The sequence below is a fragment of the Psychrobacter sp. DM4 genome (assembly GCF_051307035.1).
In the GTDB taxonomy this organism is placed as follows: Bacteria; Pseudomonadota; Gammaproteobacteria; order Pseudomonadales; family Moraxellaceae; genus Psychrobacter.
This window is the reverse complement of the sequence record NZ_CP195536.1, coordinates 2,460,546-2,487,411: the sequence shown is the minus strand read 5'-3', so window position 1 is coordinate 2,487,411 and position 26,866 is coordinate 2,460,546. Positions and strand designations below refer to the sequence as shown.

The window sequence follows — 26,866 nt, the reverse complement described above, 5'->3', positions numbered from 1 at the left end:
TAGCATAACTGATTTGTCACTCTTTATTAGTCTCAATGTATTACTTTGTCTTAATACATAGGCGCGCTTGATAATTCACCCAAGCGTCTTAATATAAAGGTCAGTAGTAATCTTGATGGCTACACTCTGATTGATGCTCTTATTTATGATGATCTTCTTTACAAACTAGTTTGATAAGACGGCATACATTCTAAAAAGAAGCTCCAGAGCCTAACCTTGTTTAAATCACAGTAGCACGGTCGGAATTAGCTGCTAGATACGCTATACTAGACATACATTCCAAAATGATCGACTGCGCTAGATGAGCATGAACACTCGATACTCAGCATATTTTTACTTCGACAACTAGATGCAAAAAAACAGCATCTATGTCTCAACGGATAGGAAGCATTATGAGTGAATATAACCCAAACGAAACCGCTCCAGCGGAGCAAAATCCTGCTGAGTTTGAGTCAGCCTTGGACACCGAGCAGACTGAGACTAAGAGTAATATTACCATTACTGAAGCCGCGCAAGGCTATCTTGCGGACTTATTATCCAAGCAAGATACGGATGGCATTGGCGTACGTATCTTTGTTGAGCATCCAGGCACGCCCCGTGCTGAGTGCTGCATGGCGTATAATCAGCCGGGCGAAGAAGACAGTGCGGATCTGAAATTTAGTTATGACAGCTTTGCTGCGTTTATTGATGCCGCGTCAGTGCCTTATTTAGAAGATGCGGTCATCGACTACAATAAAGACCGCTTTGGCGGTCAGTTGACGTTTCGCGCGCCAAACTCAAAAGTGCCAAAAGTCGGCGCAGATGCCAGTGTTGAGGAGCGTATCAACTACGTCTTGCAGTCTGAGATTAACCCAAGCCTAGCCGCTCACGGCGGTGATGTTCAATTGCTTGAACTGATTGAAGAAGAAGGCATCGGTCTTACCGCAGTACTCAAGTTCGGCGGTGGCTGTCAAGGCTGTTCAGCGGTCGATATGACCTTGCGTCAAGGGGTTGAGGTGCAACTAAAGCAGCAAATACCAGAGCTGACTCAAGTTATCGATGAGACGGATCATACGTTGACAGAAAACGCGTATTATAAATAAAACTTTGTAGATATTCCTAATCGGAATTATAAAAGCAAAGACTTATGGTTCTTTTCATAAAAAAGCTGGGTTATGATTAACTCAGCTTTTTTTGTGCGCAAATTTTGATAGTGCGGTTTGCATTATCTTTTACTTGATAAATAACAAGGAATGTTCATGAGTGATGACCAAGCAAATAATGCTCCAACACAGCGTTTAGAGACTCTCGCTATCCACGCAGGCTATAGTGTCGAGCCGACGACCAGAGCAGTCGCCGTACCCATTTATCATACCAGCTCTTATGCGTTTGATAATACTCAGCATGGCGCTGACTTATTTGATTTAAAAGTTGCAGGCAATATTTACACCCGTATTATGAATCCGACCAACGCGGTATTAGAAGAGCGCGTCGCAGCACTAGAGGGCGGTATAGGCGGTCTTGCAGTAGCTTCTGGAATGGCGGCGATTACTTATGCGGTGCAAACGATCTGTGAGATGGGCGATAATATCGTTGCGGTATCGACCTTGTATGGCGGTACTTACAATCTGTTCGCGCACACTTTACCGCGTCAAGGGATAGAGGTGCGCTTCTTTGATCATAACAATCCTGAGTCCATTCGTGACCTAATCGATGACAAAACAAAAATGGTGTTTGCCGAGAGCATCGGTAATCCACTGGGTAATATCATCGATATTCAGGCAGTTAGTAATATCGCTCATGAGTACGGCGTTCCTGTCTTTATTGACAATACCGTAGCTACGCCTGCGCTATGTCGCCCGTTTGAATTTGGCGCAGATATCGTCATTCACTCTTTGACCAAATATATGAGTGGGACGGGCACCTCAATCGGCGGCGCTATTATAGATAGTGGTAATTTTGCTTGGGGAGGTTATCCAGAGCGTTTCCCGCTACTTAATACACCAGATGTGAGCTACCACGGTGTTAACTTCGTCAAAGACGTCGGCGCGGCGGCATTTATTGCGCGTGCTCGCGTGGCTCCATTACGCAATACAGGTGCAGCACTCAGTCCACTCAATGCCTTTAGTATCTTGCAAGGGATAGAGACGCTGAGCCTACGTATGGAGCGTCATGTACAAAACGCGCAAGCGGTCGCTGAATACCTACGTGATCATGACAAGGTCGCTTGGATTAAGTATGCAGGTTTGTCTGATCACCCAGATCATGAGCTTGCCAAAAAATACATGAAAGGTACGCCGTCTGCTATCTTAACTTTTGGCGTTCGAAGTGATAAAGAAGGGGGAGGGCGCGAGGCAGGCGCACGCTTTATCGACGCTTTGCAACTCATCACACGTCTAGTCAATATCGGCGATGCCAAATCTTTGGCAAGCCACCCTGCGACAACGACTCATCGTCAGCTCAATGGTCAAGAGCTTGAGCAAGCAGGCGTAAGCGAAGATATGGTACGTCTATCCATTGGTATTGAGCATATCGAAGATATCAAAGCTGACTTAGAACAAGCGTTAGCATCGGCATAGTAACTGGCATCGGCTTAGTTTTAATAGTGTTGAGATAAGCTCATAAAAAAGCCCGTATCCTATCGATACGGGCTTTTTTTAGCGTGCTATGGTTTTAAAATACTATAAGGCAAAGTTGTCGCATCTAAACCGTTAATACGCGCTTAGCAATATCTTTGTAATCTTGTGAGCCAAGACGCGGCCCGAACTGTTGAATCACCTGCGCGGATATCTCGCCTGCCAGACGACCACATTCAGGCAAACTGTAATGCTGTGACAACGCGTATAAAAACGCTCCAGAGTAATTATCACCTGCGCCATTGGTATCAATGACATCTACAACGGTAGGGGTAGGTACTTCATGAATGAGAATATCGGTTTGCTCATTGCTCTGTGAGCCGCTACCCTCAGCAATGATAGTATCATTGGCGCCATCAGTTACCACCGCAATTTGGCAGTACTCAAGTAAGGCACGAGCCGCCGCCTTCACCTGTTTTTTATCCGTAAACGCTTTGGCCTCTTCGCTATTACAAAATATGATCTCAACTTTATTGCCAAGCATATTAAGCAAACCATCTTTGGCGAACTGCACCACAGCAGGGTCAGCAAAACTGACTGCAATCTTGGCACCATTGATGCCCGCTTGTTGGCGCAATTTGGTCATCGCAGGCTGTATGCCCTCAGACATTGCCAAATAGCCTTCCAGATACAACCAATCAGCTTGAGTCAACGCCTCAAAATCAACATTAGCTTCGGTAATCTCGCTTGAGGTACCAAGATAAGTCTGCATGGTGCGCTCGCCATCTTCAGTGACTGCAACGACGCACGATCCTGTCACGCCGCCTGTATGTATCGACTGCTCTGAGGTCGCAACGCCTGCCTCATGCAAGTCTTGCAAGTAGAACTGCCCCGGCTTGTCATCACCCACGCGGCAAGCGTAAAAGGGGCGACCGCCTAAGCTTGCGAACACATACATAGCATTGGCAGCTGAGCCGCCGCCTGCTTGCTTAGAAGGTGCTATATCAGCGAGTTTAAAAAACGCCAATAGCTTTTGTTGTTCATTAAGATCAGCAAGCGTCATCTGACCTTTGATGAGGTCAGTGTCTTCTAATGCTGCATCACTCAGCATATATTCATGATCCACCAGAGCATTACCTATCGCCATTACGTCATACATCGCTTTACTCTCCTATACCTTTATCTGTGTTAAGATTTTGATTTTGTTTAGTGCCTATTTATCTTGTAATTCTAGCAACCGCTGATACAAAGCGTTCTTTTTGACGCCTGTGATATCAGACGCCAGCGCTGCGGCTTTTTTGACGGATAAATCAAGTAATAGTCGCTGTAGCAACTTATCATGGACGCTCATATCGTCATTATCCATTGCCTGATGGTTGCCTGCAACGACCAGGACGATCTCACCGCGCTGCTGGTTGTCGTCTGCTTTGACAAAGTCGATAAGCGCACCGAGGGTTGACTTGTATACCGTCTCAAATGTCTTGGTCAGCTCGCGGCAAAAGGTCACTTCACGATCATGACCAAATACCGCCGCCATATCTTCTAAACTTGCGACGATACGATGCGGCGCTTCATAAAATATCAATGTCTCAGTACGCGTACTTAACACCTCAAGCTGTTTTTGCCGACCATGGGTTTTGGCAGGCAAGAACCCAATGAAGCTAAATCGATCCGAGGGCAGACCTGCGACCGATAACGCACCAATAGCGGCACAGGCACCGACGATAGGGGAGACGGTAACGCCCGCTGCGTGCGCAGCTTGCACTAACTGATAGCCGGGATCACTGACCAAAGGCGTACCGGCATCACTGATGAGGGCGACCGAGTGTCCTTGCTGGATCATCTCGATAATCTTGGGTGTTTGAATAGCATGATTGTGCTCGTGATACGCCCATAGTTTATTATGACCGCGAGGCTTACTGTCGGTATCTGTAGCGTTTTTTGTTTCTTTATCTACTGTATTTGCCTTGTTCTGAGAGTCATCATCCGCTTTATTTTTGGTATCGATGCCAAAGTGCGAGAGCAATCTACCAGAGGTGCGCGTGTCTTCGCAGGCAATGATAGCGACTTGCTTGAGGGTTGCGATAGCGTGCGGCGTCATATCACTCAAATTACCGATAGGGGTGGCGATGATATAAAGACAAGCAGGCATCGCGGTAACAGTAGACATGAAGACCTCAAGACAGTTGGACAGTAAATTAAACCGTAAAAAAGCACCAAAGCATAAATGCAAGGTATTAGGATGGCTAGTTTAGCATGTTGTGCTATGATAATTATGAAATGTTCAGGTGAGGACGTCGGCATTATGGCTGATCTTGGCAAAGACAAAACTGGCAAAGACTGTGACCAAAGTCGTTCTAATATGACCAAGCGTGCGCTACAGCTGTCTTCACCCAAACAGCGTCAAGGCGGATATTTCGAGCAGCAAGCTTGCCTGTTTTTGCAAGCAAAAGGTTTGACACTAATCGCCCAAAACTGGCAGCAGCCCAAAGTTGGCGAGCTTGATTTGGTCATGTTAGAGGCGGGAGTCGCGTGGCCGGTTTTAGTCTTTGTCGAGGTGCGTCAGCGCAAGCGCTCAGGGTTTGGCGATGCAGCGACAAGCGTGACCCAAGCCAAACAAAAAAAGATTATCAAGGCGGCTAAGTACTTCTTACAGCAGTATCCTAAATACGCAGATTATGACTGTCGTTTTGATGTACTCGCTTATAATGGGTCAACCTTGAATCCCGCTTTATCTGATAATAAAGAGAGTCGCAACACTGATCCTTCGCCAGAGTGGCTGGTAGGCGCTTTTGTTGCCGCAGCATGGTAAAAAATGTACAACGAACAAAAAATTAAACGGTTTTATCAAGCCGATACTCTGAGCTATCACGACTAACGATAAAAATGAGATAACCTATTCAATTACAATAAAATTGAATAAATCGACACTACTTGATGGAGTAAACCATGACACGGACGTATGCAAATGCTACCAAACCTTTACCATATAAAGTCACCGTTAGCTTAGCACTTGCTGCCAGTATAGCGATGACAGGCTGTACAACTAACTATTTGACCAATAGCACCGAGGGTACTTATGGCGTGCCTGTCACGGAGCGCACTATACCGCAGCGCCTTCTTGATCGCAGTATCGAGCATACTGCCAAGATTAATGTATATGGTTTACAAGAGAATTTGCAACAAAACAGCCGAATGAGTATCGATAGTTTTAATAGTGAAGTTTTGCTCACTGGTGAAGTGCCTAGCGAGACGCTAAAAACTCAAGTCGAAAAGGTCATCAGCTCCATGCCAGATGTGCGAGCCGTTTACAACGAGTTAAATGTCGGCGTGGCGCGTGGGTACAGCTCAACGGTACAAGATGGTTATATCACCTCAAAACTAGTGGCCAAAGCGGCGGCGAACGACGGCGTCAAAGCCTCACAAATCAAAGCCGTTAGCAATAATGGGGTGGTCTACCTTATGGGACGCCTGACTCCAACGCAGCAAAGCCATTTGATAGATATCGCTAATGACACCGTTGGTGTAACAGAGTTGGTGCTTTTGACTACAGTAGTGGACGATAGAGGTATCAAGATTGGCGATGATGACATTATGTTTGAGAGTAATCTGACGACAGAGGCAGCAAGTGAGATGCCCGCTCAACCTATCATTAGGCAGCGTGATACTACATCAAATCGTCCAAATAGCTCGAGTACTCAGCCGATAAATCCAATAACTACAAATCAAAGCTCTCCTATTGACCAAAATCAAGATACGAACCAAAATTCAACTCTTGATCAAAACCCAACGGTTAATCAAGGTACTTCAAGTCCTTATATCGATCTATACAAGGACCAATAATCTAAGGTTGCGCGCGCTCAAAAGTTGTATGCGAGCCTAGTACCGTGTCAATCACAATAACCCTAAATATAGATAACAGTAAAAGCACGATAGTAATAGTGATAGCCATTACACTATAACTAGTAAAAAAAGAAGCAGTCGACGTAGTATTCCTAACGCTGACTGATATCAAAATAATATAGGAACAATGGCTATGAATAATCGTAACAAAACACAATCAGATACCGATGTTAAGCAGTTTAATAAACCACGAAAATTTGGTTTGAGTGCCATAGGTATTAGCACTGCTGTTGCACTAGGCGGTGTTGCGATTGCAACGCAGCAAGCGCAAGCGCTATCAGCACTAGCTATCGTAAACGGTATCACCTCAAGTGGCGGCGTAGGCGTGAGTAAAGATATTTTGTACGGTGATGAGCATCTGCAAGATCTGGACATTTATTACCCAAAGCCATTAGCAAAAGCGATGAAGTCGCAGCAAGTTATCAGTGATACTTATCCGATGGTCGTGTTTGTCCATGGGGGTTCTTGGGAGAGTGGTAACAAGGAAGAGTATGCTTTTGTCGGTCAGAGTCTAGCGCAAGCAGGCTATATTACTGCGGTCATCAACTACCGCAAAGCACCCGAGCACGTCTATCCCGATTATGTCGAAGATGCTGCAAAAGCTATTGCTTGGAGCTATGATAATGCCAAAAATTACTATGCGGATCCTGAGCGTTTTGCAGTCGTCGGACATTCGGCAGGCGCTTTTAATGCGGTTGCTGCTGTCTCAAACGAAGACTTTTTAGCACCCTATGGTATCAAGCCGAGTGATATCAGCGCCGTCGTTGGTATTGCAGGCCCTTACAGCTATGATTTTCGTAAGTTCAGTAGTGCCAGTGCCTTTGATGAAAATGCAACGCCAGATGAGGTGATGCCAGATAGACAAATCAAAGGGTCACAGCCGCCATATCTGCTACTCACCGCTGAGAATGACAAAATTGTCTACGATACCAATACGGTCAAGATGACTCAAGCGTTAAAAGACAAGGGTGTCACCGTTGAAAGAGGTCAAATTAAAGGTGCTAGTCACGCTACCAGTATTGGTGCAATGGCGCCGCCGCTGCGCTGGGTAAACGATGTCCGTGCACAGGTCGTCAGCTATTTAGATAGGACAGTCAAATAGCTTTGATTCGTCTTAATACAAGGGTAAATGAGACAATGCTGTAAGATGGTCGAACTCTTGTTATAATACGCCCACTATTTATTCAAATATCTAATAACAGGTTAATTTATGAGCATGAACGCCGACGATCTGATCGCCTTTTTACAACAGCATTATCCAGACGCTTTTATTCAAGCGGCCAATCAAGGCAACAAGTTTGATGTTCGCGTGGTGGACGCCAGCTTTGAGGGCAAGCGTACTGTTCAACGTCAGCAAGCCGTTTATGCTCTAGTCAATGATAAAATTGCTAGTGGTGATATTCATGCGCTTAATATTCAAGCTCTTACGCCTGCGGAATGGGACATTCAGTCCAAAGGCTAATCACTGTCTTTACTTATATTTGACTACTTCTCAAAGCGGTTTGATGAAACAATTACACCTCTATCTTTAGTCTTTTTATTCATTTGCAGGCATCTTTTGCAAGCATAGTTAGGTTGTCATTTTTATGGATCAGTTTTTAATCACCGGTAGTAGTCGTATCGCAGGGGAAGTTACCATCTCAGGCGCCAAGAATGCAGCTTTGCCGTTACTTGCGGCAATGATACTGGCCGAGAGCCCAACAACGTTGCACAATGTTCCCTCACTACAAGACGTACGAACCTTGATTCAGCTGATCGGTGGTATGGGTATTGATATTCAAAAGCAAGAGGATACCGTTACTTGCGATACCAAAAACATAGACAGCTTTTATGCCCCTTATGATTTAGTCAAAACTATGCGTGCTTCAATCTTGGTGCTTGGGCCTTTACTTGCGCGTTTTGGTGAGGCAGAAGTCTCCTTGCCAGGTGGCTGCGCTATTGGCTCACGTCCTGTGGATCAACATCTCAAGGCCTTTGAGGCCATGGGTGCTCAGATTCACGTCGAAAACGGTTACGTTAAAGCGCAAGCGCCAAAAGGCGGCAAGCTTATTGGCTGTAATTTCTCCTTTGATATGGTGACCGTCGGCGGTACCGAAAACGTCATTATGGCGGCAGCACTAGCTAAAGGAACAACAGTACTTGGCAACTGCGCGCTTGAGCCAGAAGTAGTAGATCTGGCGAATATGCTAGTCGCTATGGGCGCCAAAATAGGTGGTATCGGTACTTCAATTATGACTATTGAAGGTGTCGAACGCTTGCATGGCTGCGAGTATTCAGTCGTTCCCGATCGTATCGAGACGGGTTCTTATTTAGCTGGTGCGCTGATGACGCGTGGCGATGTATTGACCAAGAATACTTCTGCATTATTGTTAACGCCGGTGTTAGAAAAATTCGAAGATATGGGCGCGGTGATTACCATAGGTGATGACTGGATTCGCGCACAAATGAAGGGTCGACCATTGCCTGTCGATATCCGTACGCAGCCGCATCCAGGATTCCCAACGGACATGCAAGCGCAAGTTATGGCGATTGCCTGCTTGGCTGATGGTACCAGCACCTTTATAGAAAACATCTTTGAAAACCGTTACATGCATGTGCCTGAGCTCAATCGTCTCGGCGCCTCTATTCAGGTCGATGGTCATACCGCAGTCGTTAGAGGAGTTGAGAGATTTACCGCCGCTCCTGTGATGGCAACTGATTTGCGCGCGTCTATGTCACTAGTTATGGCAGCGGCAGCGGCTGAAGGCGAGAGCTTGATCGATCGTATTTATCACATCGATCGCGGTTATGAAGATGTTGAAAACAAGTTACGAGCGTTAGGCGTGAACATTGAGCGCGTCAATACTAACGATTAGTAGCTATCAGGCAATGTTAATAAAATTAGTATCAATACCGATTTCAATCAGAATATAAATAGCAAATGGACACCCTGTCATTATGACCGAACCAACCAAGCACGACTCAAATAATGGCTTGTTGAACGAAGTAAACGATGAGTTTTCAGGTTTAACGTTGGCTTTATCAAAAGGTCGCATTCTAGAAGAGACGATGCCATTGCTACAAGCGGCTGGCGTTGATTTGTTAGAAGACCCAGAGGCTTCACGAAAGCTTATTTTTCCGACATCTAATCCCAACGTACGCGTGCTTATTTTGCGGGCAAGCGACGTACCAACCTACGTAGAGCATGGTGCGGCAGATTTTGGCGTAGCGGGTAAAGATGTCTTACTTGAGCATGGTGCCAATCATGTGTACGAGCTGCTTGATCTACAGATTGCTCAGTGTAAGCTGATGACCGCAGGTGTTAAAGGTGCCGCGCTGCCCAATCGGCGTTTGCGCATTGCCACCAAATACGTCAATGTTGCCCGCGCTTATTTTGCCAGTCAAGGTCAGCAAGTGGATGTGATTAAGCTTTATGGTTCGATGGAGCTTGCGCCTCTAGTGGGTTTGGGTGATTTGATCGTCGATGTGGTTGATACGGGTAATACGTTGCGTGCCAATGGGCTTGAGCCCCGTGATCACATTTGCGATGTGTCCTCACGCCTAATTGTTAATCAAGTCAGTTACAAGCGCAAATTTGCTTTGCTTGAGCCTATCTTAAACAGCTTTAAAGACAGTATTGCTGCTACGGCATAGCTCACCTTTTGCATGAAAAGTGAGCGGTTAGTATTATTGATAATCATAAAATCAAACACAGTTATACAGATTATAAAACCAGTTGAGCGCTATAAAATGGATATGGCATGCTAAACTGGTTTTGTTGTGTCTACGGTTGGGCCGCTTTCATTATTTTTAGTCAAACAGATAAAATATAGGACAAATTATGCGCCAGTTAAGCACTTTAGATGCTGATTTTGATAGTCAATTGACGCAGTTGTTAGCTTTTGAAACGGTCAATGATGCTCAATTGCTAAGTACTGTTGATGACATTATTGCGCAAGTTCGTGCTGATGGCGACGATGTGGTACTAGCATTGACACAGAAGTTTGATCAGCATCCCGCTGTATCGATGAGTGAGCTTGAATTGTCGCAAGAGTCGTTAGCTGAAGCTTTTGATGGTCTTGATATCGAGGTGCGAGAAGCCCTGATTACAGCTGCGACTCGCGTTCAGAGCTTTCATAAGCGCCAAGTGCAAGAGACTTGGCAATACGAGGATGAGCTGGGTAACCGCTTGGGTCAAAAAGTCACCCCTTTAGATCGCGTTGGTATTTATGTGCCAGGTGGTTTGGCGTCGTATCCTTCCTCAGTATTGATGAATGCTATTCCTGCCAAAGTCGCGGGCGTCACTGAGATTATTATGGTCGTGCCTGCGCCTAAAGGGGTACTCAATCCTTTGGTGCTCGCAGCGGCGCATTTGGCACAGGTTGATCGCGTCTTTACTATTGGCGGCGCGCAAGCCGTTGCGGCACTTGCCTATGGTACTAAGACGATTCCAGCGGTTGATAAGATCACAGGACCAGGTAACAAGTACGTAGCGGCTGCCAAACGTGCTGTATTTGGTAAAGTGGGCATCGATATGATCGCAGGTCCCTCTGAGGTTTTGGTTTATGCCGAAGGCGAAGCCAATGATCGCGCTGACTGGCTGGCCATGGATCTACTCTCACAAGCTGAGCATGACCGTATCGCGCAAGCGATCTTTGTGACTACGAGTGCATCACAGCTCAAAGAAGTAGCAGTAGAGATTGAAAAGGCACTGGCTCAATTACCAAAAGCGGATATCGCACGCGACTCTTTAGAGAACCGCGGCGCGCTAATACTAGTAAAAGATAGACAAGAGGGCATGGCTTTAATCAACCGTATTGCGCCTGAGCATTTAGAATTATCCATTGATGAGCCTGAGGCTTTGCTTGAGGACATCCGTCATGCGGGTGCTATCTTTATGGGTCGCTACACGCCAGAGGCGATCGGTGACTACTGCGCAGGTCCCAACCACGTGTTGCCAACCTCAGGCACGGCGAGGTTTTCATCACCACTTGGCGTTTATGATTTTCAAAAGAAATCCTCACTCATTTACTGTACCCAAAGCGGTAGTCAGTCGCTGGCTAGAACCGCAGATGTCCTAGCGCAGCACGAAGATCTAGAAGCACACGCCAGATCAGCGCGTTATCGGTATCAGTGATTAGTTAATACCAATGCTGAATAACCAACGCTGAATAAATGGACAAAAAAGCAGAAATAAAGCACCATAAAATAGTAGTACTTAACTATGATGTTGACACCCAAACGTCAAGAATATTACGATAAATAGTCATTGACTAGCATCAGGATAAATTATGAGCGAGCAAAGAATAGACAACAGGTTGTGGTCTGCCAAGGCACGTAACCTATCACCTTATGTGCCCGGTGAGCAGCCTCAGCATGACAATTTGTGCAAACTAAATACCAATGAAAATCCGTTTCCACCTTCACCAAAAGTCGGCGAAGCAATTACGCAAATGCTCGCGCAGCAGGCTGATAATTTGCGCCTTTATCCTGATCCTGAATCTGAGGATTTGCGAGCGACATTGGCACAGCACTACCATCTGAATAGTGATCAGGTATTCGTAGGTAATGGCTCGGATGAAGTATTAGCCTTAGTGTTTGCCAGTTTTTTTATGAAAGAGCGTCCCATATTGGCCCCCGATATTAGTTACAGTTTTTATCCGGTATACGCACAGACCTTTGGCGTGGAGCTGATACAGATTGCGTTAGAGTCTGATTTTAGTATTGACCCCGATGCTTATCGTCAACCCTGTAGCGGTATTATCATCGCTAATCCTAACGCGCCAACAGGCTTGTTACTATCATTAGCTGATATCAGCAAGCTCGCTCATGAGCACTCTAATGCTGTGATTGTCATCGACGAAGCCTACATAGATTTTGCACAAACTGATGGCGCTACGGTTTCAGCTGTGAGCTTGATTAACGACTTTGATAATCTGCTAGTAACGCAAACCTTCTCAAAGTCGCGCTCGCTCGCTGGATTACGTGTTGGTATGGCCTTTGGTAATGCCTCACTTATCGAAGCCTTGACTCGTATGAAAAACAGCTTTAATAGCTATCCACTAGATAAGCTGGCACAAGTTGGGGCAAGAGCGAGCGTTTTAGATCGTGCTTATTTTGAGCAGAGCTGTCAGCGGATTATTGAGTTGCGTGAATCACTCACCGCAGAGTTAACCGCCCTTGATTACAATGTGCTGCCGTCACAAGCTAACTTCGTTTTTGTGCGTCCGCCACTGGGTAATGCTGATGAAATCGCCCGTCAACTACGTGAGCAGGGCATCGTTGTGCGTCATTTTGACAAGGCGCGTATCAATGAGTACTTGCGCATTACGGTCGGTACGCCTGATCAGCATAAACGCCTAATTGACGCTCTAAAAGTATTACATAATGAGCTGGATAAAAGCCAAGACGCGATCTCTTCTTAATACTTCAAGAGCTTGCCGCAAAATTTTAATCTTGAGCCAATACAGCAAGCAAATTACCAACTTTATCAAGGCACTCTTGATACTCAGAAGCGCAGTCAGAGACCACTGTAATTCCGCCACCTGCCCACAAGCTTACTTGAGTACTATTGTTTTTTAAAGTGACGGCTTGTAGTGTGCGAATCAGTACATTCCATTGACCACTACCATCAAAATTCATGTAGCCCATGGTGCCGCAATAGGCACCGCGCGGCGCGTTTTCTAACTCAGAGATGATTTCAACCGCACGTTTTTTGGGTGTACCTGTAATTGAGCCTGCGGGCAAACTACCAAAAAGTACGCTTAACGGATGCGTATCAGGTTTGAGCTCAGCGGTGATGGTGCTAACCATATGATGCACATTGCTAAAGCTTTCGATATCGAATAATTGTGGCACTTTGACACTACCTGTCCTTGCATATTTACCTAAGTCATTGCGCAGTAGGTCCACGATCATCACGTTTTCGCTACGATCTTTATCACTGTTAATAAGCTGCTGCTTAAACGCTTCATCTTGATTAACGTTTGCACCGCGCGGTATAGTACCTTTAATAGGTTTCGTGCGAATATGGTACGTGTCGTTTTTGCTGTCTCTTATAAAGGTAAAAAACAACTCAGGTGAGCAGCTCAACAGCTCAAAATGAGCATCCAAGTCTTCATTCTTGGATGTGCGACTAATACTCATATATCCAGCAAAGGGTGTTTGTGTATTGTGGTGCAAGACCGGCAAGTAGTCGAGAAGCGGCGTCGCTGATTTATTATCAGTGCCAGTGCCAGTGCCAGTATTAGTATTAGTATCAACCTGACCTTGCCATCTCTGAGTCAGATTGATTTGATAGCAGTCGCCGTGATGTAGATAATGTTGAGTTTGTTTAAAGGCTTGTTGATAGTCACTCCTTTGCCATTTGGCTTGCAGTCTTAAAGGCGTCAGAGATCTGCGACTATTTTCTGTAGACAACTTAACGTCTAGTAGTGTCAAATAATCAACCAGCTTATCAAGCAAAACCTCATTTTCAAAACTATTAATCTGTAGCGTCCACTGCTTCTGGTTTTCATCAACAATCGAGCGCTCAGCGCTCAAATAAATATCATAATGTCCAAACACGGCGCAAGGCTGTGCTGCTTGTTCTATACCAGCTGCTGGGCTTAAACTATGCGCGGCGATATCATAGCCAATAAAGCCTATGAGTCCGTGGCTATAACTATACGACTTATCATTATTCTCTATTAGTTCTAGATCTGTATCACTATTCTCATAATCGTTACTATAAGCAATCAGCTCATCCTGCCAAGCGTGATAACTCACGTTGCTTCTTACAGTTGCATCGTTACTTGTGCAAGCACCACGATAGTGTCTGACGACTTGGTAAGTCTTACTTTGATCATCCTCTTTTTTAGCGCAAGGCTTATTGGCATGAACTTGCCAACTGACTTTGGGTAGTAGGCCTATAACGGGCTGTTCATTGTTATTGAGCCAAACCAATTGCCAATTGGCATCGGCATCCTGAAGGAGTAGATGCTGCTGTAACAAAGGTAGCAAATCAGCAGCAGCTAAATCACCAAAACGCCAGCTATTACTTTGAATAGCTGGCGAGGAGAGGGGCGTGGGTTGTGATGATGAGGTCATGGAGTATCGATTAAACCGTAAATTTCTTAATGATTAAAGTTGCGTTCGTACCACCAAAACCAAAACTATTGCTCATCAAAGTGTTCAGGTCAACATCACGCTTTTGAGTGACGATATCGAAACCTTCAGCCGCAGGGTCTAAGTGCGCCACATTGATGCTAGGCGCAATAAAGCTATCTTTTAGCATCAGCAAACAGTAAATGAGCTCTTGCGCACCTACCGCACCTAAACTATGACCCGTCATGGATTTAGTAGAGCTAATAGCAGGGACTTGACTCACATCATCACCGAACACTTTGGCAATGGCGTTAAGCTCAGTTATATCACCCAGTGGCGTACTAGTACCGTGGCTATTGATATAATCGACGCTTTCAAGCCCTGCTTCGGCTAGCGCCTGTGTCATACAACGTACTGCACCTTCACCGCTTGGGGCGACCATTTCTGCGCCATCTGAGCTGGCACCATAGCCGACGATCTCAGCTAAGATGTTAGCGCCGCGCGCCTTGGCATGCTCCAAGCTCTCAACCACGACCATAGCGCCGCCTGCCGCAATCACAAAGCCGTCACGGTCTTTGTCATAAGCTCTTGAGGCCTGCGTCGGCGTGTCATTGTACTGGGTGCTGACCGCGCCCATCGCATCGAACATACAAGACTGCGTCCAGTGCTCAGCTTCACTGCCACCAGCGAGCACCACATCAGCTTTGCCTAATTGGATGAGCTCAGCGGCGTGCCCGATACAATGAGTAGAGGTTGCACAAGCGGAGGCAAGCGAGTAGGAGACGCCTTGAATTTTGAGACCCGTTGCTAGCGCGGCTGACACCGAGCTGCCCATAGTTTTGGGTACTGCCATAGCGCCGACGCCGCGTAGACCTTTATCGCGCATAGCATCTACCGCATTGACGATATTTTCTGTTGAGGCGCCACCTGAGCTTGCGATTAGTGCCACTCGTGGATTATTATTGATAGTATCAAGAGACAAGCCTGCATGCTCAATGGCATTTAACGCACTGACATAGGCATAAAGACTTGCGTCACTAAAAAAACGTTTGAGCTTACGATCGATGCTTGTTGTGTCTAGCTCGTCTTTATTAATACTGCCACTTATTTGCGATTTAAAACCGTGTTCAGCGTAGGACTCATTGAACGTAATGCCAGACTGCCCTTGTTTTAGAGCAGTAGTAACGGTAGTCAAGTCATGTCCAATACAAGAGACGATCCCTGCTCCTGTGATAACCACTCGGCGCATATTCTACTCCTTATGATAGCGATGAATGACACATAAATTTAATACCTCTATTAGTAGCATTATGGCACAAGTACCGCCTTTGCCATAATGCTACTAGTACCCTTTATGGCTATTTGGGGTCAGTCAAGTTTTTGATACAAAATTTATGTGAGTAATAACATTGTTCGCACTGACAAATCACAAATAATTTGCGTAAACTAGCAGGCTAAATAAAGTTACCAAAATAGCTAGAGACAATAATCCGACGCATTTAAGGTTCTTTTACAATAACGATATTTCACTACTACTTCATTGAGGATAGCACTATGGCAAAGCAGAACACGTTGAGCAAAGGCATTAGCTTAGTTGGTCATTTCACGCGTAACAACCTTGAGCGTGTAGGATCACTCATTGATGGCGTCAATGCCAAGGCAGGTAAGCCGCGCCAATACAAAGCGGTGAACTTGGGTGACGAGGACTATCAGCAAGATCTTTTTCGTGAGCAGACGCTCAAAGCGACTCAGGAGCTCATAGGCACGCGCTTTGCCACTTATGGCAAGTATGCCAAAAAGGTCGTGCCAAATAGTCTATTCCAAAACACAGTAGATGGTGCTTTTGCACAAGTGGCCAAACTTGCTAGCAGCTGGAGCCAGATTGATCTACCTAATGAGCATCGTTTTGCTGATATTACCGATTTAGATGACGAGCAGCGTTATGCATTAGCAACTGATATTGCCAATCAAAACCGCGCTTTAGCCACTTTGGGCGGTATTACAGGTCTCGCAGGATTACCGGGGCTGCTCGCTGATACGCTTTGGTTATTGCTCGTGTCACTGCGTACGGTCTATCAGTTAGCGGCGGTATACAATAAGCCATTGACGGGTAAACAAGGCATCAAAATGGCCTATGAGCTACTCTCAAGTGCTGATTTGAGCAAAATGCAAGAAAAACAAGCATTGCTGGCAGGTCTAGGCGTGGGCAAAGGACTACTCGATAATGCTCAGAGTAGTGGTCTACATAGCGAACTTAAAAATCTAGGTCTTAAGAATAAAAACGTCAATTACTATGCTGAACAAGTGGATAGTATCGCCAGCCAAGTTGGTATTGATCTTGATAAAGTGAATTTAACTTGGTTACGTCGCTTCTTACCTGTAACCGCAGTGGCTATCGGTATGAGCTACAACAGCCGCTTGATAGATGAAGTCATTGGCGTTGCCAAAGCGACTTTTGGTCCAGAGCCTAAACTTGCTAGTCCTGCCATTACTGATGATAGCGCTAGTGAAGCTAAAGTGGGCGCTGATTCTGGTAGTGATGACAAAGCAGATGATACACAAAGCGATAGCAAAAATAAATCATCTACAGCTGACAGTAAGTCTGATACAGATGACAAGCAAGGTAATAGTAGCGATAAACAAGAAAAAGTAACGAATAGCGAAAAAGCCGCTAGTAGCAAATAGTCTTTCATATAAGTGGCGAACTGGGCGAGAATAAGCTCTTGAAAAATTAAGCAATAGCGCCATTTACTTATTCCCAAAGACATTACTGGCTAATGCGATATATAGACAGTTCCAGATGATATTTTTTTGATAGGCTAGTATGAGTTTCTCAAATGTTTTATTAAATGATTCACGCTCATGTTATAGCGAAAAGTTAGCCCTTTTATAAGTAGTTGAAATAACAGTAACAAGTCTTTATAATACATTGTCCTAAAAATGGGTGCCACAAGATTTTGTTTTGAACAAGATTTTAGTGGATTAGCCCATTTTTTTGTTTTATACCCAACGGGAGAAGGATGCCTTATGGCAACAACTAACCAATTGATTCGTAAGGGTCGCAAAACCATCAAGGAAAAGTCAAAAGTTCCTGCGTTGCAAGCGTGCCCACAGCGCCGTGGTGTATGTACTCGTGTATATACTACGACACCTAAAAAACCTAACTCTGCCATGCGTAAAGTATGCCGTGTACGTCTGACTTCAGGTTATGAAGTATCAAGCTACATCGGCGGCGAAGGTCATAACTTACAAGAGCACAGTGTTGTTCTTATCCGCGGTGGTCGTGTAAAAGATCTACCGGGTGTACGTTATCACACCGTTCGCGGTGCATTAGATTGCGCTGGCGTAAAAGACCGTAAGCAAGGTCGCTCTAAATATGGTGCTAAGAAACCTAAAGTCTAAGTACTGATGTTATTAATCAGTTACTCACTAAGATTCTTAGTACTACCCATTAACTGTGCATGGGTTTGGTGTTTTAGCTTTTAGGCGAACATACCACTATGCAGTAAGGCTGACTGACAACTTGCTTTTTGCCACTATTGGCAATGCCATCTTGTGAATGTCAGACACTCCTGAAGACAAGGATATTATTATGCCAAGACGTCGCGTTGTTGCTACCCGTGAGATCCTACCGGATCCTAAGTTTGGTAGCCAAACTATCGCCAAATTCATCAATCACATCATGAGTGATGGCAAAAAATCTACTGCTGAGCGTATCGTTTATGGTGCTCTTGAAACGATCAGTGAAAAGCGTAACGTTGAAGATCCCGTCTCATTTTTTGAAGACGTTCTAGAAAACGTACGCCCTATGGTAGAAGTAAAAGCTCGCCGCGTTGGCGGTGCAACCTATCAAGTACCTATGGAAGTACGTCCCTCCCGTCGTACTGCCTTGGCTATGCGTTGGTTAGCTGAAGCTGCTGCTAAGCGTTCTGAGAAATCTATGGCTCTACGCCTTGCTGGCGAATTGGGTGATGCATCAGAAGGTAAAGGCAATGCTATGAAAAAGCGTGACGAAGTTCACCGCATGGCGGATGCAAACAAAGCGTTCTCACATTATCGCTTCTAAATCACTTTTGCCTGTTTGTAATTGATTTATTCTACTGATTGCCGCCATCATTTAGATTATTTGTATTCCAATACTATTTAAAATATGACAGTCTAGATGGCGGATATCTATCCTGATACTGCTTTGAGCCTGATGTTTGAACGACAGTATTCCAAATTTGATGCCTCCATACTTTCATAGAGTCTCTTTTTATCTACATATTATTTAGATAGCTTTGAGCATTATATAGAAGCCTATGACTCAACAGCCGACTGCTTTTGTCAGGATAACGCTTTTATTGAAACTATGAGGTAGAGCACTACCCTATATTAATACATACACGACTTTTCCTAGGAAAATACTATGGCTCGTAAAACTCCCCTAAAACGCTATCGCAATATTGGTATCTCAGCACACATTGATGCGGGTAAGACCACTACTACTGAGCGTGTTTTATTCTATACTGGTGTTAGTCACAAAATTGGCGAAGTTCATGATGGCGCAGCCACTATGGATTGGATGGAGCAAGAACAAGAGCGTGGTATCACTATCACCTCAGCGGCAACGACTTGTTTTTGGTCAGGTATGGCCAAGCAATTTGATGAGCATCGCATCAACATCATCGACACTCCAGGTCACGTTGATTTCACGATTGAAGTTGAACGTTCTATGCGTGTGCTTGATGGCGCTTGCATGGTTTACTGTGCAGTGGGTGGCGTACAGCCCCAGTCTGAGACCGTATGGCGTCAAGCAAATAAATACAAAGTACCACGCTTAGCATTCGTTAATAAAATGGATCGCGTTGGTGCTGATTTTTATCGCGTGATTGAGCAGATCAAAACCCGTCTAGGTGGTAAGCCGGTGCCTTTGGTTATTCCAATTGGCAAAGAAGATGACTTTGAAGGGGTTATTGATCTTGTGACCATGAAAGCCATCTATTGGGATGAAGCGTCTCAAGGTATGGAATACGATGAGCGTGAGATTCCAACTGAGCTACAAGAAAAAGCGGAAGAGTATCGCGAGTATCTCGTAGAGAGCGCTGCCGAAGCGTCAGAAGAGTTAATGGATGAGTATTTAGAAAACGGTGAATTGACGGTTGATCAAATCAACAGTGCTATTCGTCAGTTGACTATTGAGAACGAAATCATTCCATTACTTTGTGGTACCGCCTTTAAAAACAAAGGCGTCCAAAAGATGTTGGATGCAGTTATTCAGTATCTACCAGCACCTATGGATGTTCCAGCTATTAAAGGTATCCTTGATGACAAAGATGAAAGCGAAGGCTTTCGTGAAGCATCTGACGATGTACCGTTCTCAGCTTTAGCATTCAAAATTATGAATGATAAGTTCGTTGGTAACTTAACCTTCGTTCGCGTCTATTCTGGTGTTTTAACGCAAGGTAGCAGCGTTTATAATCCGGTTAAGATGAAGCGTGAGCGCGTTGGTCGTATCGTACAGATGATGGCGAACTCTCAAGAAGAGTTACAAGAGATTCGTACGGGTGATATCGCAGCATTGGTTGGCATGAAAGATGTAACGACTGGTGATACTTTGTGTGATGAGAGTAATGTGATTACTCTTGAGCGTATGGAATTCCCAGATCCTGTTATTAGTCTAGCCGTTGAACCTAAGACTAAAGCGGACCAAGAAAAAATGTCTATCGCGCTTGGTCGTCTGGCAAAAGAAGATCCATCATTCCGTGTTCATACGGATGAAGAGTCTGGTCAAACAATCATCAGTGGTATGGGTGAATTGCATCTTGAGATCTTGGTTGATCGCATGAAGCGTGAGTTCAGTGTTGAAGCGAACATCGGTGCGCCGCAGGTTGCTTATCGTGAGACGATTCGTGAGACGGTTGAACAAGAAGGCAAATTCGTACGTCAAACCGGTGGTCGTGGTAAATTCGGTCACGTCTGGTTACGTCTTGAGCCTATGGATCCAGCGGGCGACGTTCTGTATGAATTCGCTGAAGAAGTGGTTGGCGGTACGGTACCAAAAGAATTTCACGGTGCGGTTGACAAGGGTATTCAAGAGCGCATGAAAAACGGTGTATTGGCAGGCTATCCAGTCGTTGGCGTAAAAGCGACTTTGTATGATGGTTCTTACCATGACGTTGACTCGGATGAATTGTCATTTAAGATGGCAGGTTCTATGGCCTTTAGAAAAGGCTTTATGGCTGCCAACCCAACACTACTTGAGCCGGTCATGAAAGTTGAAGTTGAAACCCCTGAAGATTACATGGGTGACATCATGGGCGATCTTAACCGTCGCCGCGGTATGGTGCAGGGCATGGAAGATTTGCCTGGTGGTACTAAGCAGATCCGTGCTGAAGTACCATTAGCGGAGATGTTTGGGTATGCCACGCAAATGCGTTCAATGTCGCAAGGCCGTGCTACTTACTCAATGGAATTCCAAAAGTACGCTGAAATTCCAAAGTCAGTATCTGCTGAAATCATCTCTAAGTTCAACTCTAAAGACGATGACTAAATTTGTTTACTAGTAGCAATTTTATTGAATCATGGCAATACAGGAGACATTTCTGTATTGCCAATAGAGAATACGCCAATAATTGGTTAAAAGACTTGTTATTGGTCGTAATTTTCTTATAATATCTGCACACTAAAAGTGCAACCCTTACTCATTATCTTAAGGGCTCAGCTTATCTTTACCTTTTATGCTTAATTTGGTTTAAGAAAAAAGTAAAGGCTGACTCCACATAAAAAGGAAAACCTCATGGCAAAGGCCAAGTTTGAACGCGTAAAGCCCCACGTTAACGTCGGCACCATCGGACACGTTGACCATGGTAAAACCACCCTAACCGCAGCTATCGCAACCGTAGCGGCAAAAACCTCAGGCGGCGAAGCCAAAGACTACGCGTCTATTGACTCAGCACCTGAAGAAAAAGCACGTGGCATCACCATCAACACCTCACACATTGAATATGACACCGAAGCCCGTCATTACGCCCACGTTGATTGCCCAGGTCACGCCGATTATGTTAAAAACATGATCACAGGTGCCGCCCAAATGGATGGCGCCATCCTAGTCGTATCAGCCACAGACGGCCCAATGCCACAAACGCGTGAGCACATCTTGCTCTCTCGTCAGGTAGGCGTACCCTACATCATCGTCTTCATGAACAAATGTGACATGGTTGACGACGAAGAACTACTAGAGCTCGTCGAAATGGAAGTACGTGAACTCCTTTCTGACTACGACTTCCCAGGCGACGACACCCCAATCGTAAAAGGTAGTGCCACAGAAGCCCTAAAAGGCTCAGAAGACAAATACGGCGAACCAGCTGTTGTCGAACTACTAGAGATTCTAGACACCTACATCCCAGAGCCTGAGCGTGACGTCGACAAAGCATTCCTAATGCCGATCGAAGACGTCTTCTCAATCTCAGGTCGTGGTACCGTTGTTACCGGCCGTGTTGAGTCTGGTATCGTCCGCGTAGGCGACGAGATCGAAATCGTCGGTATCCGTGACACCCAAAAAACCACCTGTACTGGTGTAGAGATGTTCCGTAAACTGCTTGACGAAGGTCGTGCTGGTGAGAACTGTGGCGTACTACTACGTGGTACCAAGCGTGAAGACGTACAACGTGGCCAAGTACTAGCTAAGCCAGGTTCAATCACCCCGCATACCAAGTTTGATGCCGAAGTATACGTACTGTCAAAAGAAGAGGGTGGTCGTCACACACCATTCCTAAACGGCTATCGTCCACAGTTCTACTTCCGTACCACTGACGTGACTGGCGCAATCCAATTACAAGACGGTACTGAAATGGTTATGCCTGGCGACAACGTTGAGATGGGCGTTGAGCTTATCCATCCAATCGCTATGGACAAAGGTCTTCGCTTCGCTATTCGTGAAGGCGGCCGTACGGTCGGCGCTGGTGTGGTTGCTACGGTTAAGGACTAATCATTAGATTAGACTCTAACTATTAGATAAGTAAAAGCCATCCTTTCGAGGGTGGCTTTTTTGTGGGTGGGGGATAGGGTATTACTATATGTAGCTTCAATCTTAAACTTCTCGGACATATTTATATAAAATAATACGGCAAAACTTGCATTCTAATTAAAGATAGGTATAATTATCAGCCTTAACACCCATAGGCGATTGGCTCAATTGGTAGAGCATCGGTCTCCAAAACCGAGGGTTGTAGGTTCGAGTCCTACATCGCCTGCCATCTTCTTATCATATCTTCTGTTATACGCCACCTCCAAAGCGAGTTCTTTATGAGCAATAATCAGGATAACCTCGATTCTAAGTTATCTGATGCCCCTAATACGGCGGCTGGTGGAATGCTGAGCAAATCAAAGCACGTTTCAGCAGGGAACACCTCTGCTGTCGAAGTCGCTAAGACTGGTTCAGCTAAAGATATGATGCTATGGTTACTTGCCATAGTGGCATTAATTGCAGCGACTTTTGCAAATCAGTACTTGCCAGGCTATTGGCAAGCGGCGAATGACGTTTGGGTACGTATTGGTATCATCGTCGCGCTCGCCGTATTTGCATTAGTGTGTTTGGCGCTGACTCACCAAGGTCGCGCCTTTAAAATCCTACTAAGAGACGCAGCAGTTGAACTGCGCCGCGTCACTTGGCCAGGTAAAGATGAGACCTTTCAATACACATGGCAGACGATTGTCGTCATAGGTATCGTTGGGTTTTTTATTTGGTTACTCGATAACTTCTTTAATTGGTTCGTCGGTATCTTTATCGGCTAAGATCTATTGGTTATAAGCTTTTAGCAAAACCATATTAGTTCTAGCTGGCGTTTATCTATAACGACTCAAACGATCAGGAGCGTCAAATGCGTTGGTATATTGTCCAAGCGTTTTCAGGATATGAAAAGCAAGTACAGCGTTCACTAACAGATCGTATTAATCGTAGCGACTTTGCAGACTCTTTTGGTGATGTTCTTGTGCCAACAGAAGAAGTGGTCGAGATGAAAGACGGCAAAAAGCGCAAAAGTGAGCGTAAGTTTTTTCCAGGTTATGTTCTTATCCAGATGGAGATGAACGATAACACGTGGCACATCGTTAAAGAGTGTCCGCGCATTATGGGCTTTATCGGTGGTACGCCTGAGACCCCAGCACCTATTACACAAGTAGAGGCGGATCGTATCCTAAACCGTCTTAACCAAGCAGAAGCCGATCCCCGTCCCAAGACACTCTTTGAGCCAGGCGAAGAATTGCTGGTCATTGACGGCCCCTTTACCGACTTTAAAGGTATGGTCGAAAAAGTGGACTACGAAAAATCTAAGCTACATTTAACGGTAAATGTATTTAACAGACCTACTCAGGTCGAACTTGAATTTAGTAAAGTTGAAAAACTAGACTAGATAATCGACCTATCATTAACCGGGGAGCTACCTATTATTATCGTTAATAGATAATAACTTAGCGCTATCACCCATTTAGGAGACAATCATGGCTAAGAAGATTGATGGGTACATCAAACTACAAGTGCCTGCAGGCAAAGCAAATCCTTCACCGCCGATCGGTCCAGCATTGGGTCAAAAAGGCGTGAACATCATGGCGTTCTGTAAAGAATTTAACGCTGCGACCTCAAGCCAAGAGCCAGGTCTACCGATTCCAACAGAGATTACCGTTTACAGCGACAAATCATTTACGTTTATCATGAAGTCGCCACCAGCGGCATTCTTACTACGTAAAGCTGCAGGTATCGCTAAAGGTTCAGGGACACCAAACACTGCTAAAGTTGGTAAAGTGACTCGTGATCAGTTAGAAGAGATCGTAAAGACCAAAGACGCTGACCTAACCGCAGCCGATCTTGACGCTGCTGTTCGTACCATTGCTGGTACCGCACGTTCAATGGGCATTACCGTGGAGGGTGTGTAAATGAGTAAGCTAACCAAACGCCAAAAAGAAATCAATAGCCGTGTTGATAATGACAAGCAGTACACTATTGAAGAAGCTGTTCAAATCTTAAACGATTTGCCAGCGCTAAAATTCAAAGAGTCTATCGACATCGCAGTAAACTTGGGCGTTGACCCACGTAAATCTGATCAGGTCGTTCGCGGTGCTACTAACCTACCTGCGGGTACTGGTAAAACCAAACGCGTTGCTGTATTTGCTCAAGGCGCTGCTGCTGAAGCTGCCAAAGAAGCGGGTGCTGACATCGTAGGTTTTGAAGACCTAGCAGAACAAATCAAAGCCGGCAACATGGATTTTGATGTCGTTATCGCCGCTCCCGATGCTATGCGTGTTGTTGGTCAATTAGGTACTATTCTAGGTCCACGTGGCCTTATGCCTAACCCAAAAGTCGGTACGGTAACGCCAAACGTTGCTGAAGCTGTGACCAACGCAAAAGCGGGTCAAGCACAGTACCGTGTAGACAAAGCAGGTATTATCCATACGACTATCGGTCAAGTTGGTTTTACCGCTGAGCAAGTAATGCAAAATGCACAAGCTTTGCTGACCGATCTAAAACGCGCTAAGCCTGCAACCTCTAAAGGTACTTTTATTAAGAAGATTACCATATCTAGCACGATGGGCCCAGGCATCACTATTGATCCTGTTCCATATCGTATGGCTAAATAGTACTTACTTAAATCGTAAGATTATAGCTATAAACGAATTTTAAAAATTAGGTCAGCGTAGTATTTACTATGCTGTCTAAGACCGTAGGTAGAGCGCAGTTCCAGAGTATTCATTTTTAATACCTTGGAGTTGATCTTGTTAATCGATGACAGATGAAAATCTCAATTGTCCTACGCAGACGGTGACCCACCCAGTTTAAACCTAGAGGAGGTAAGATGAAAGCTGTCTTACCACTCATTGTTATTCTGATAACGGTGCCGTAATCAGTCGCTGCTGGTTAGTTCTATCAGTAGCGTATCGTATCAAGTCAGTCCTGTTTTGTGGTTTAGACTACATGAGGATTGGTAAGATTAAAGGAGTCAACTTATGGCATTAACGCTAGAGCAAAAACAACAAGTTGTGGCTGAAGTGTCTGAAGTTGCTGCTAATGCTTACTCAGCAGTAGCTGCCGAATATCACGGTATTGGTGTTGCAAAGCTTACTCAGCTGCGCGAACAAGCCCGTGGTAAAGGTGTCGTTTTAAAAGTGGTCAAAAACACTTTAGCAAAACGCGCTTTTGAAGGCACTAAGTTTGAGAGCATGTCAGACCGTATGACTGGTCCACTACTTTTGGCCTTTTCTATGGAAGATTTGGGATCTGCTGCCAGAGTCGTTTACGACTTTAGCAAAGATAACAAAGCTTTGGAGACCAAGTTAGTATCAGTCGGTGGTGAAGTTTATGGTCCAGAAGAGCTAGAGCGCGTATCGAAGCTACCAACTCGCGACGAAGCACTCTCTATCCTCATGGCGACTATGAATGCACCAGTGACCAAGCTTGTCCAGACTATGAACGCAGTTCCAGGCAAATTTGTTCGCACTGTAGCAGCAATCAAAGACGCAAAAGAAGCGGCTTAATTGCTTGTTTTAACTTAAATTTTGTAGCGTACTATCTAGGTTATTTAACCTATTTATACACGCTATTAGAATCAATTAAATTTTATCAGATAACGGAGAGTTCTCATGGCACTATCTAAAGATGATGTGTTAAACGCAATTGCTGAAATGTCAGTAATGGATATCGTTGAGCTAATCAGCGACATGGAAGAAAAATTCGGCGTAACTGCTGCTGTTGCCGCTGCACCTGCTGCTGCTGGTCCTGCTGCTGCTGCTGCTGAAGAAAAAGACGAATTTGACGTCGTTCTTTCAAGCTTTGGCGAAAAGAAAGTTGCGGTCATTAAAGCCGTACGTGAAGCGACTGGCCTTGGTCTAAAAGAAGCGAAAGATTTGGTTGAAAGTGCTCCAGCACCAATCAAAGAAGGCGCAACTAAAGACGAAGCTGAAGAGTTGAAGAAGAAGCTTGAAGAAGCTGGTGCAAGCGTTGAACTAAAGTAAGTTTAACCTAGTACACAAAAGAGCTGGTAATGCCTTGCATTGCCAGCTCTTTTTTATTATAATAAACAGCTTGACCTTTTGTGTCTGCCAACATCCCTATCACAAGCGGTGGATACCCATCAAAAGGACAGACGATATACATGCAAGCACACAAGCCAGTTTTTGAAATAAGTTGACTTAGCTAAACGTCCTTAGATGTTTGGCGTTTTTTTGTGTCTGCATGCTTTCCTACTAAAACTATAGTTATATTGATTCTAGAATTTTTATCTAATCCTAAATGGTTGTACTGCTTATTAGCAGATTCATAGAGGTGACGGTATTGCATTTATCTATTTTTATCACTGAAATTTGAAGGCAGA

Annotated in this window: 25 protein-coding genes and 1 tRNA gene; 22 read left to right on the top strand and 4 right to left on the bottom strand. The window is 45.0% G+C overall.

The features are described from left to right. Window positions 1-458: 458 nt before the first annotated feature. Together nfuA and ACR64G_RS10590 are read left to right on the top strand one after the other, a co-directional pair. On the top strand, window positions 459-1,082 hold the full coding sequence (gene nfuA, locus ACR64G_RS10595) for a Fe-S biogenesis protein NfuA (protein ID WP_435980712.1): 624 nt from the start codon (window positions 459-461) through the stop codon (window positions 1,080-1,082). Between the two features lie 156 nt (window positions 1,083-1,238). Then, window positions 1,239-2,558: an O-acetylhomoserine aminocarboxypropyltransferase/cysteine synthase family protein gene (locus ACR64G_RS10590; RefSeq protein WP_435979255.1), complete on the top strand. Its 1,320-nt coding sequence runs from the start codon at window positions 1,239-1,241 to the stop codon at window positions 2,556-2,558. A 124-nt stretch (window positions 2,559-2,682) separates the two neighbouring features. On the opposite strand, the gene ACR64G_RS10585 is transcribed toward ACR64G_RS10590, so the two are convergent. Beyond that, window positions 2,683-3,714: an adenosine kinase gene (locus tag ACR64G_RS10585; protein WP_435979254.1), complete on the bottom strand. Its 1,032-nt coding sequence runs from the start codon at window positions 3,712-3,714 to the stop codon at window positions 2,683-2,685. A 54-nt stretch (window positions 3,715-3,768) separates the two neighbouring features. After that, on the bottom strand, window positions 3,769-4,725 hold the full coding sequence (rsmI, locus tag ACR64G_RS10580; protein WP_435979253.1) for a 16S rRNA (cytidine(1402)-2'-O)-methyltransferase: 957 nt from the start codon (window positions 4,723-4,725) through the stop codon (window positions 3,769-3,771). 192 nt (window positions 4,726-4,917) lie between these two features. Between rsmI and ACR64G_RS10575 the strand changes: the two genes are divergently transcribed. The 8 genes from ACR64G_RS10575 (at window position 4,918) to hisC (ending at window position 12,862) form a co-directional block, all read left to right on the top strand. Beyond that, on the top strand, window positions 4,918-5,367 hold the full coding sequence (locus ACR64G_RS10575) for a YraN family protein (protein WP_435980711.1): 450 nt from the start codon (window positions 4,918-4,920) through the stop codon (window positions 5,365-5,367). Between the two features lie 137 nt (window positions 5,368-5,504). Next, window positions 5,505-6,398 carry a BON domain-containing protein gene (locus tag ACR64G_RS10570; protein WP_435979252.1) on the top strand — a complete coding sequence of 298 codons (894 nt, stop codon included), beginning with the start codon at window positions 5,505-5,507 and terminating at the stop codon, window positions 6,396-6,398. 193 nt (window positions 6,399-6,591) lie between these two features. After that, a complete protein-coding gene (locus ACR64G_RS10565; RefSeq protein ID WP_435979251.1) occupies window positions 6,592-7,560 on the top strand; it encodes an alpha/beta hydrolase in 969 nt (322 codons plus the stop codon). A 114-nt stretch (window positions 7,561-7,674) separates the two neighbouring features. Then, entirely contained in the window at window positions 7,675-7,920 is a 246-nt protein-coding gene (locus ACR64G_RS10560) for a BolA family protein (protein ID WP_435980710.1), read from the top strand. A gap of 124 nt (window positions 7,921-8,044) precedes the next feature. Continuing rightward, complete coding sequence (gene murA / locus ACR64G_RS10555) at window positions 8,045-9,313, top strand: UDP-N-acetylglucosamine 1-carboxyvinyltransferase (protein ID WP_435979250.1); 1,269 nt, start codon at window positions 8,045-8,047, stop codon at window positions 9,311-9,313. Window positions 9,314-9,395: 82 nt separating this feature from the next. Continuing rightward, window positions 9,396-10,091: an ATP phosphoribosyltransferase gene (hisG, locus tag ACR64G_RS10550; protein WP_435979249.1), complete on the top strand. Its 696-nt coding sequence runs from the start codon at window positions 9,396-9,398 to the stop codon at window positions 10,089-10,091. Window positions 10,092-10,278: 187 nt separating this feature from the next. After that, window positions 10,279-11,574, top strand: a complete 1,296-nt coding sequence (gene hisD / locus ACR64G_RS10545; protein ID WP_435979248.1) for a histidinol dehydrogenase — start codon at window positions 10,279-10,281, stop codon at window positions 11,572-11,574. 154 nt (window positions 11,575-11,728) lie between these two features. Then, the gene (gene hisC / locus ACR64G_RS10540) at window positions 11,729-12,862 is read left to right on the top strand and encodes a histidinol-phosphate transaminase (RefSeq protein WP_435979247.1); all 1,134 of its coding nucleotides are present in this window, start codon (window positions 11,729-11,731) and stop codon (window positions 12,860-12,862) included. Between the two features lie 25 nt (window positions 12,863-12,887). Here hisC and ACR64G_RS10535 read toward each other — a convergent pair whose 3' ends face one another. Both ACR64G_RS10535 and ACR64G_RS10530 read right to left on the bottom strand, forming a co-directional pair. Continuing rightward, on the bottom strand, window positions 12,888-14,525 hold the full coding sequence (locus tag ACR64G_RS10535) for an anthranilate synthase component I family protein (RefSeq protein ID WP_435979246.1): 1,638 nt from the start codon (window positions 14,523-14,525) through the stop codon (window positions 12,888-12,890). A gap of 10 nt (window positions 14,526-14,535) precedes the next feature. Further along, window positions 14,536-15,771, bottom strand: a complete 1,236-nt coding sequence (locus ACR64G_RS10530; protein WP_435979245.1) for a beta-ketoacyl-ACP synthase II — start codon at window positions 15,769-15,771, stop codon at window positions 14,536-14,538. Between the two features lie 305 nt (window positions 15,772-16,076). On the opposite strand from ACR64G_RS10530, the gene ACR64G_RS10525 reads away from it, so the two are divergent. From ACR64G_RS10525 to rplL, 12 genes are all read left to right on the top strand, one after another. Continuing rightward, window positions 16,077-17,207 carry an EcsC family protein gene (locus ACR64G_RS10525; RefSeq protein WP_435979244.1) on the top strand — a complete coding sequence of 377 codons (1,131 nt, stop codon included), beginning with the start codon at window positions 16,077-16,079 and terminating at the stop codon, window positions 17,205-17,207. Window positions 17,208-17,549: 342 nt separating this feature from the next. Next, a complete protein-coding gene (gene rpsL, locus ACR64G_RS10520) occupies window positions 17,550-17,924 on the top strand; it encodes a 30S ribosomal protein S12 (RefSeq protein ID WP_201557636.1) in 375 nt (124 codons plus the stop codon). A gap of 190 nt (window positions 17,925-18,114) precedes the next feature. Continuing rightward, window positions 18,115-18,588: a 30S ribosomal protein S7 gene (gene rpsG, locus ACR64G_RS10515; RefSeq protein WP_435979243.1), complete on the top strand. Its 474-nt coding sequence runs from the start codon at window positions 18,115-18,117 to the stop codon at window positions 18,586-18,588. A gap of 342 nt (window positions 18,589-18,930) precedes the next feature. Then, a complete protein-coding gene (gene fusA, locus ACR64G_RS10510) occupies window positions 18,931-21,054 on the top strand; it encodes an elongation factor G (RefSeq protein ID WP_435979242.1) in 2,124 nt (707 codons plus the stop codon). A 246-nt stretch (window positions 21,055-21,300) separates the two neighbouring features. Beyond that, complete coding sequence (gene tuf / locus ACR64G_RS10505; protein WP_435979241.1) at window positions 21,301-22,491, top strand: elongation factor Tu; 1,191 nt, start codon at window positions 21,301-21,303, stop codon at window positions 22,489-22,491. A gap of 192 nt (window positions 22,492-22,683) precedes the next feature. Then, window positions 22,684-22,759 (top strand) — tRNA-Trp (locus tag ACR64G_RS10500). Between the two features lie 49 nt (window positions 22,760-22,808). After that, complete coding sequence (gene secE, locus ACR64G_RS10495) at window positions 22,809-23,297, top strand: preprotein translocase subunit SecE (protein ID WP_317199264.1); 489 nt, start codon at window positions 22,809-22,811, stop codon at window positions 23,295-23,297. 86 nt (window positions 23,298-23,383) lie between these two features. Further along, window positions 23,384-23,914: a transcription termination/antitermination protein NusG gene (gene nusG, locus ACR64G_RS10490; RefSeq protein WP_435979240.1), complete on the top strand. Its 531-nt coding sequence runs from the start codon at window positions 23,384-23,386 to the stop codon at window positions 23,912-23,914. 88 nt (window positions 23,915-24,002) lie between these two features. Beyond that, window positions 24,003-24,434, top strand: coding sequence for a 50S ribosomal protein L11 (rplK, locus tag ACR64G_RS10485; protein WP_435979239.1), 432 nt, complete (start codon window positions 24,003-24,005; stop codon window positions 24,432-24,434). Then, window positions 24,435-25,136 (top strand): 50S ribosomal protein L1, encoded by a 702-nt coding sequence (gene rplA, locus ACR64G_RS10480; RefSeq protein ID WP_435979238.1) that lies wholly within the window; start codon window positions 24,435-24,437, stop codon window positions 25,134-25,136. It begins immediately after the preceding gene. A 366-nt stretch (window positions 25,137-25,502) separates the two neighbouring features. After that, window positions 25,503-26,030, top strand: a complete 528-nt coding sequence (gene rplJ / locus ACR64G_RS10475) for a 50S ribosomal protein L10 (protein WP_317199260.1) — start codon at window positions 25,503-25,505, stop codon at window positions 26,028-26,030. Between the two features lie 105 nt (window positions 26,031-26,135). Further along, window positions 26,136-26,507: a 50S ribosomal protein L7/L12 gene (rplL, locus tag ACR64G_RS10470; protein ID WP_317199259.1), complete on the top strand. Its 372-nt coding sequence runs from the start codon at window positions 26,136-26,138 to the stop codon at window positions 26,505-26,507. Window positions 26,508-26,866: the final 359 nt, after the last annotated feature.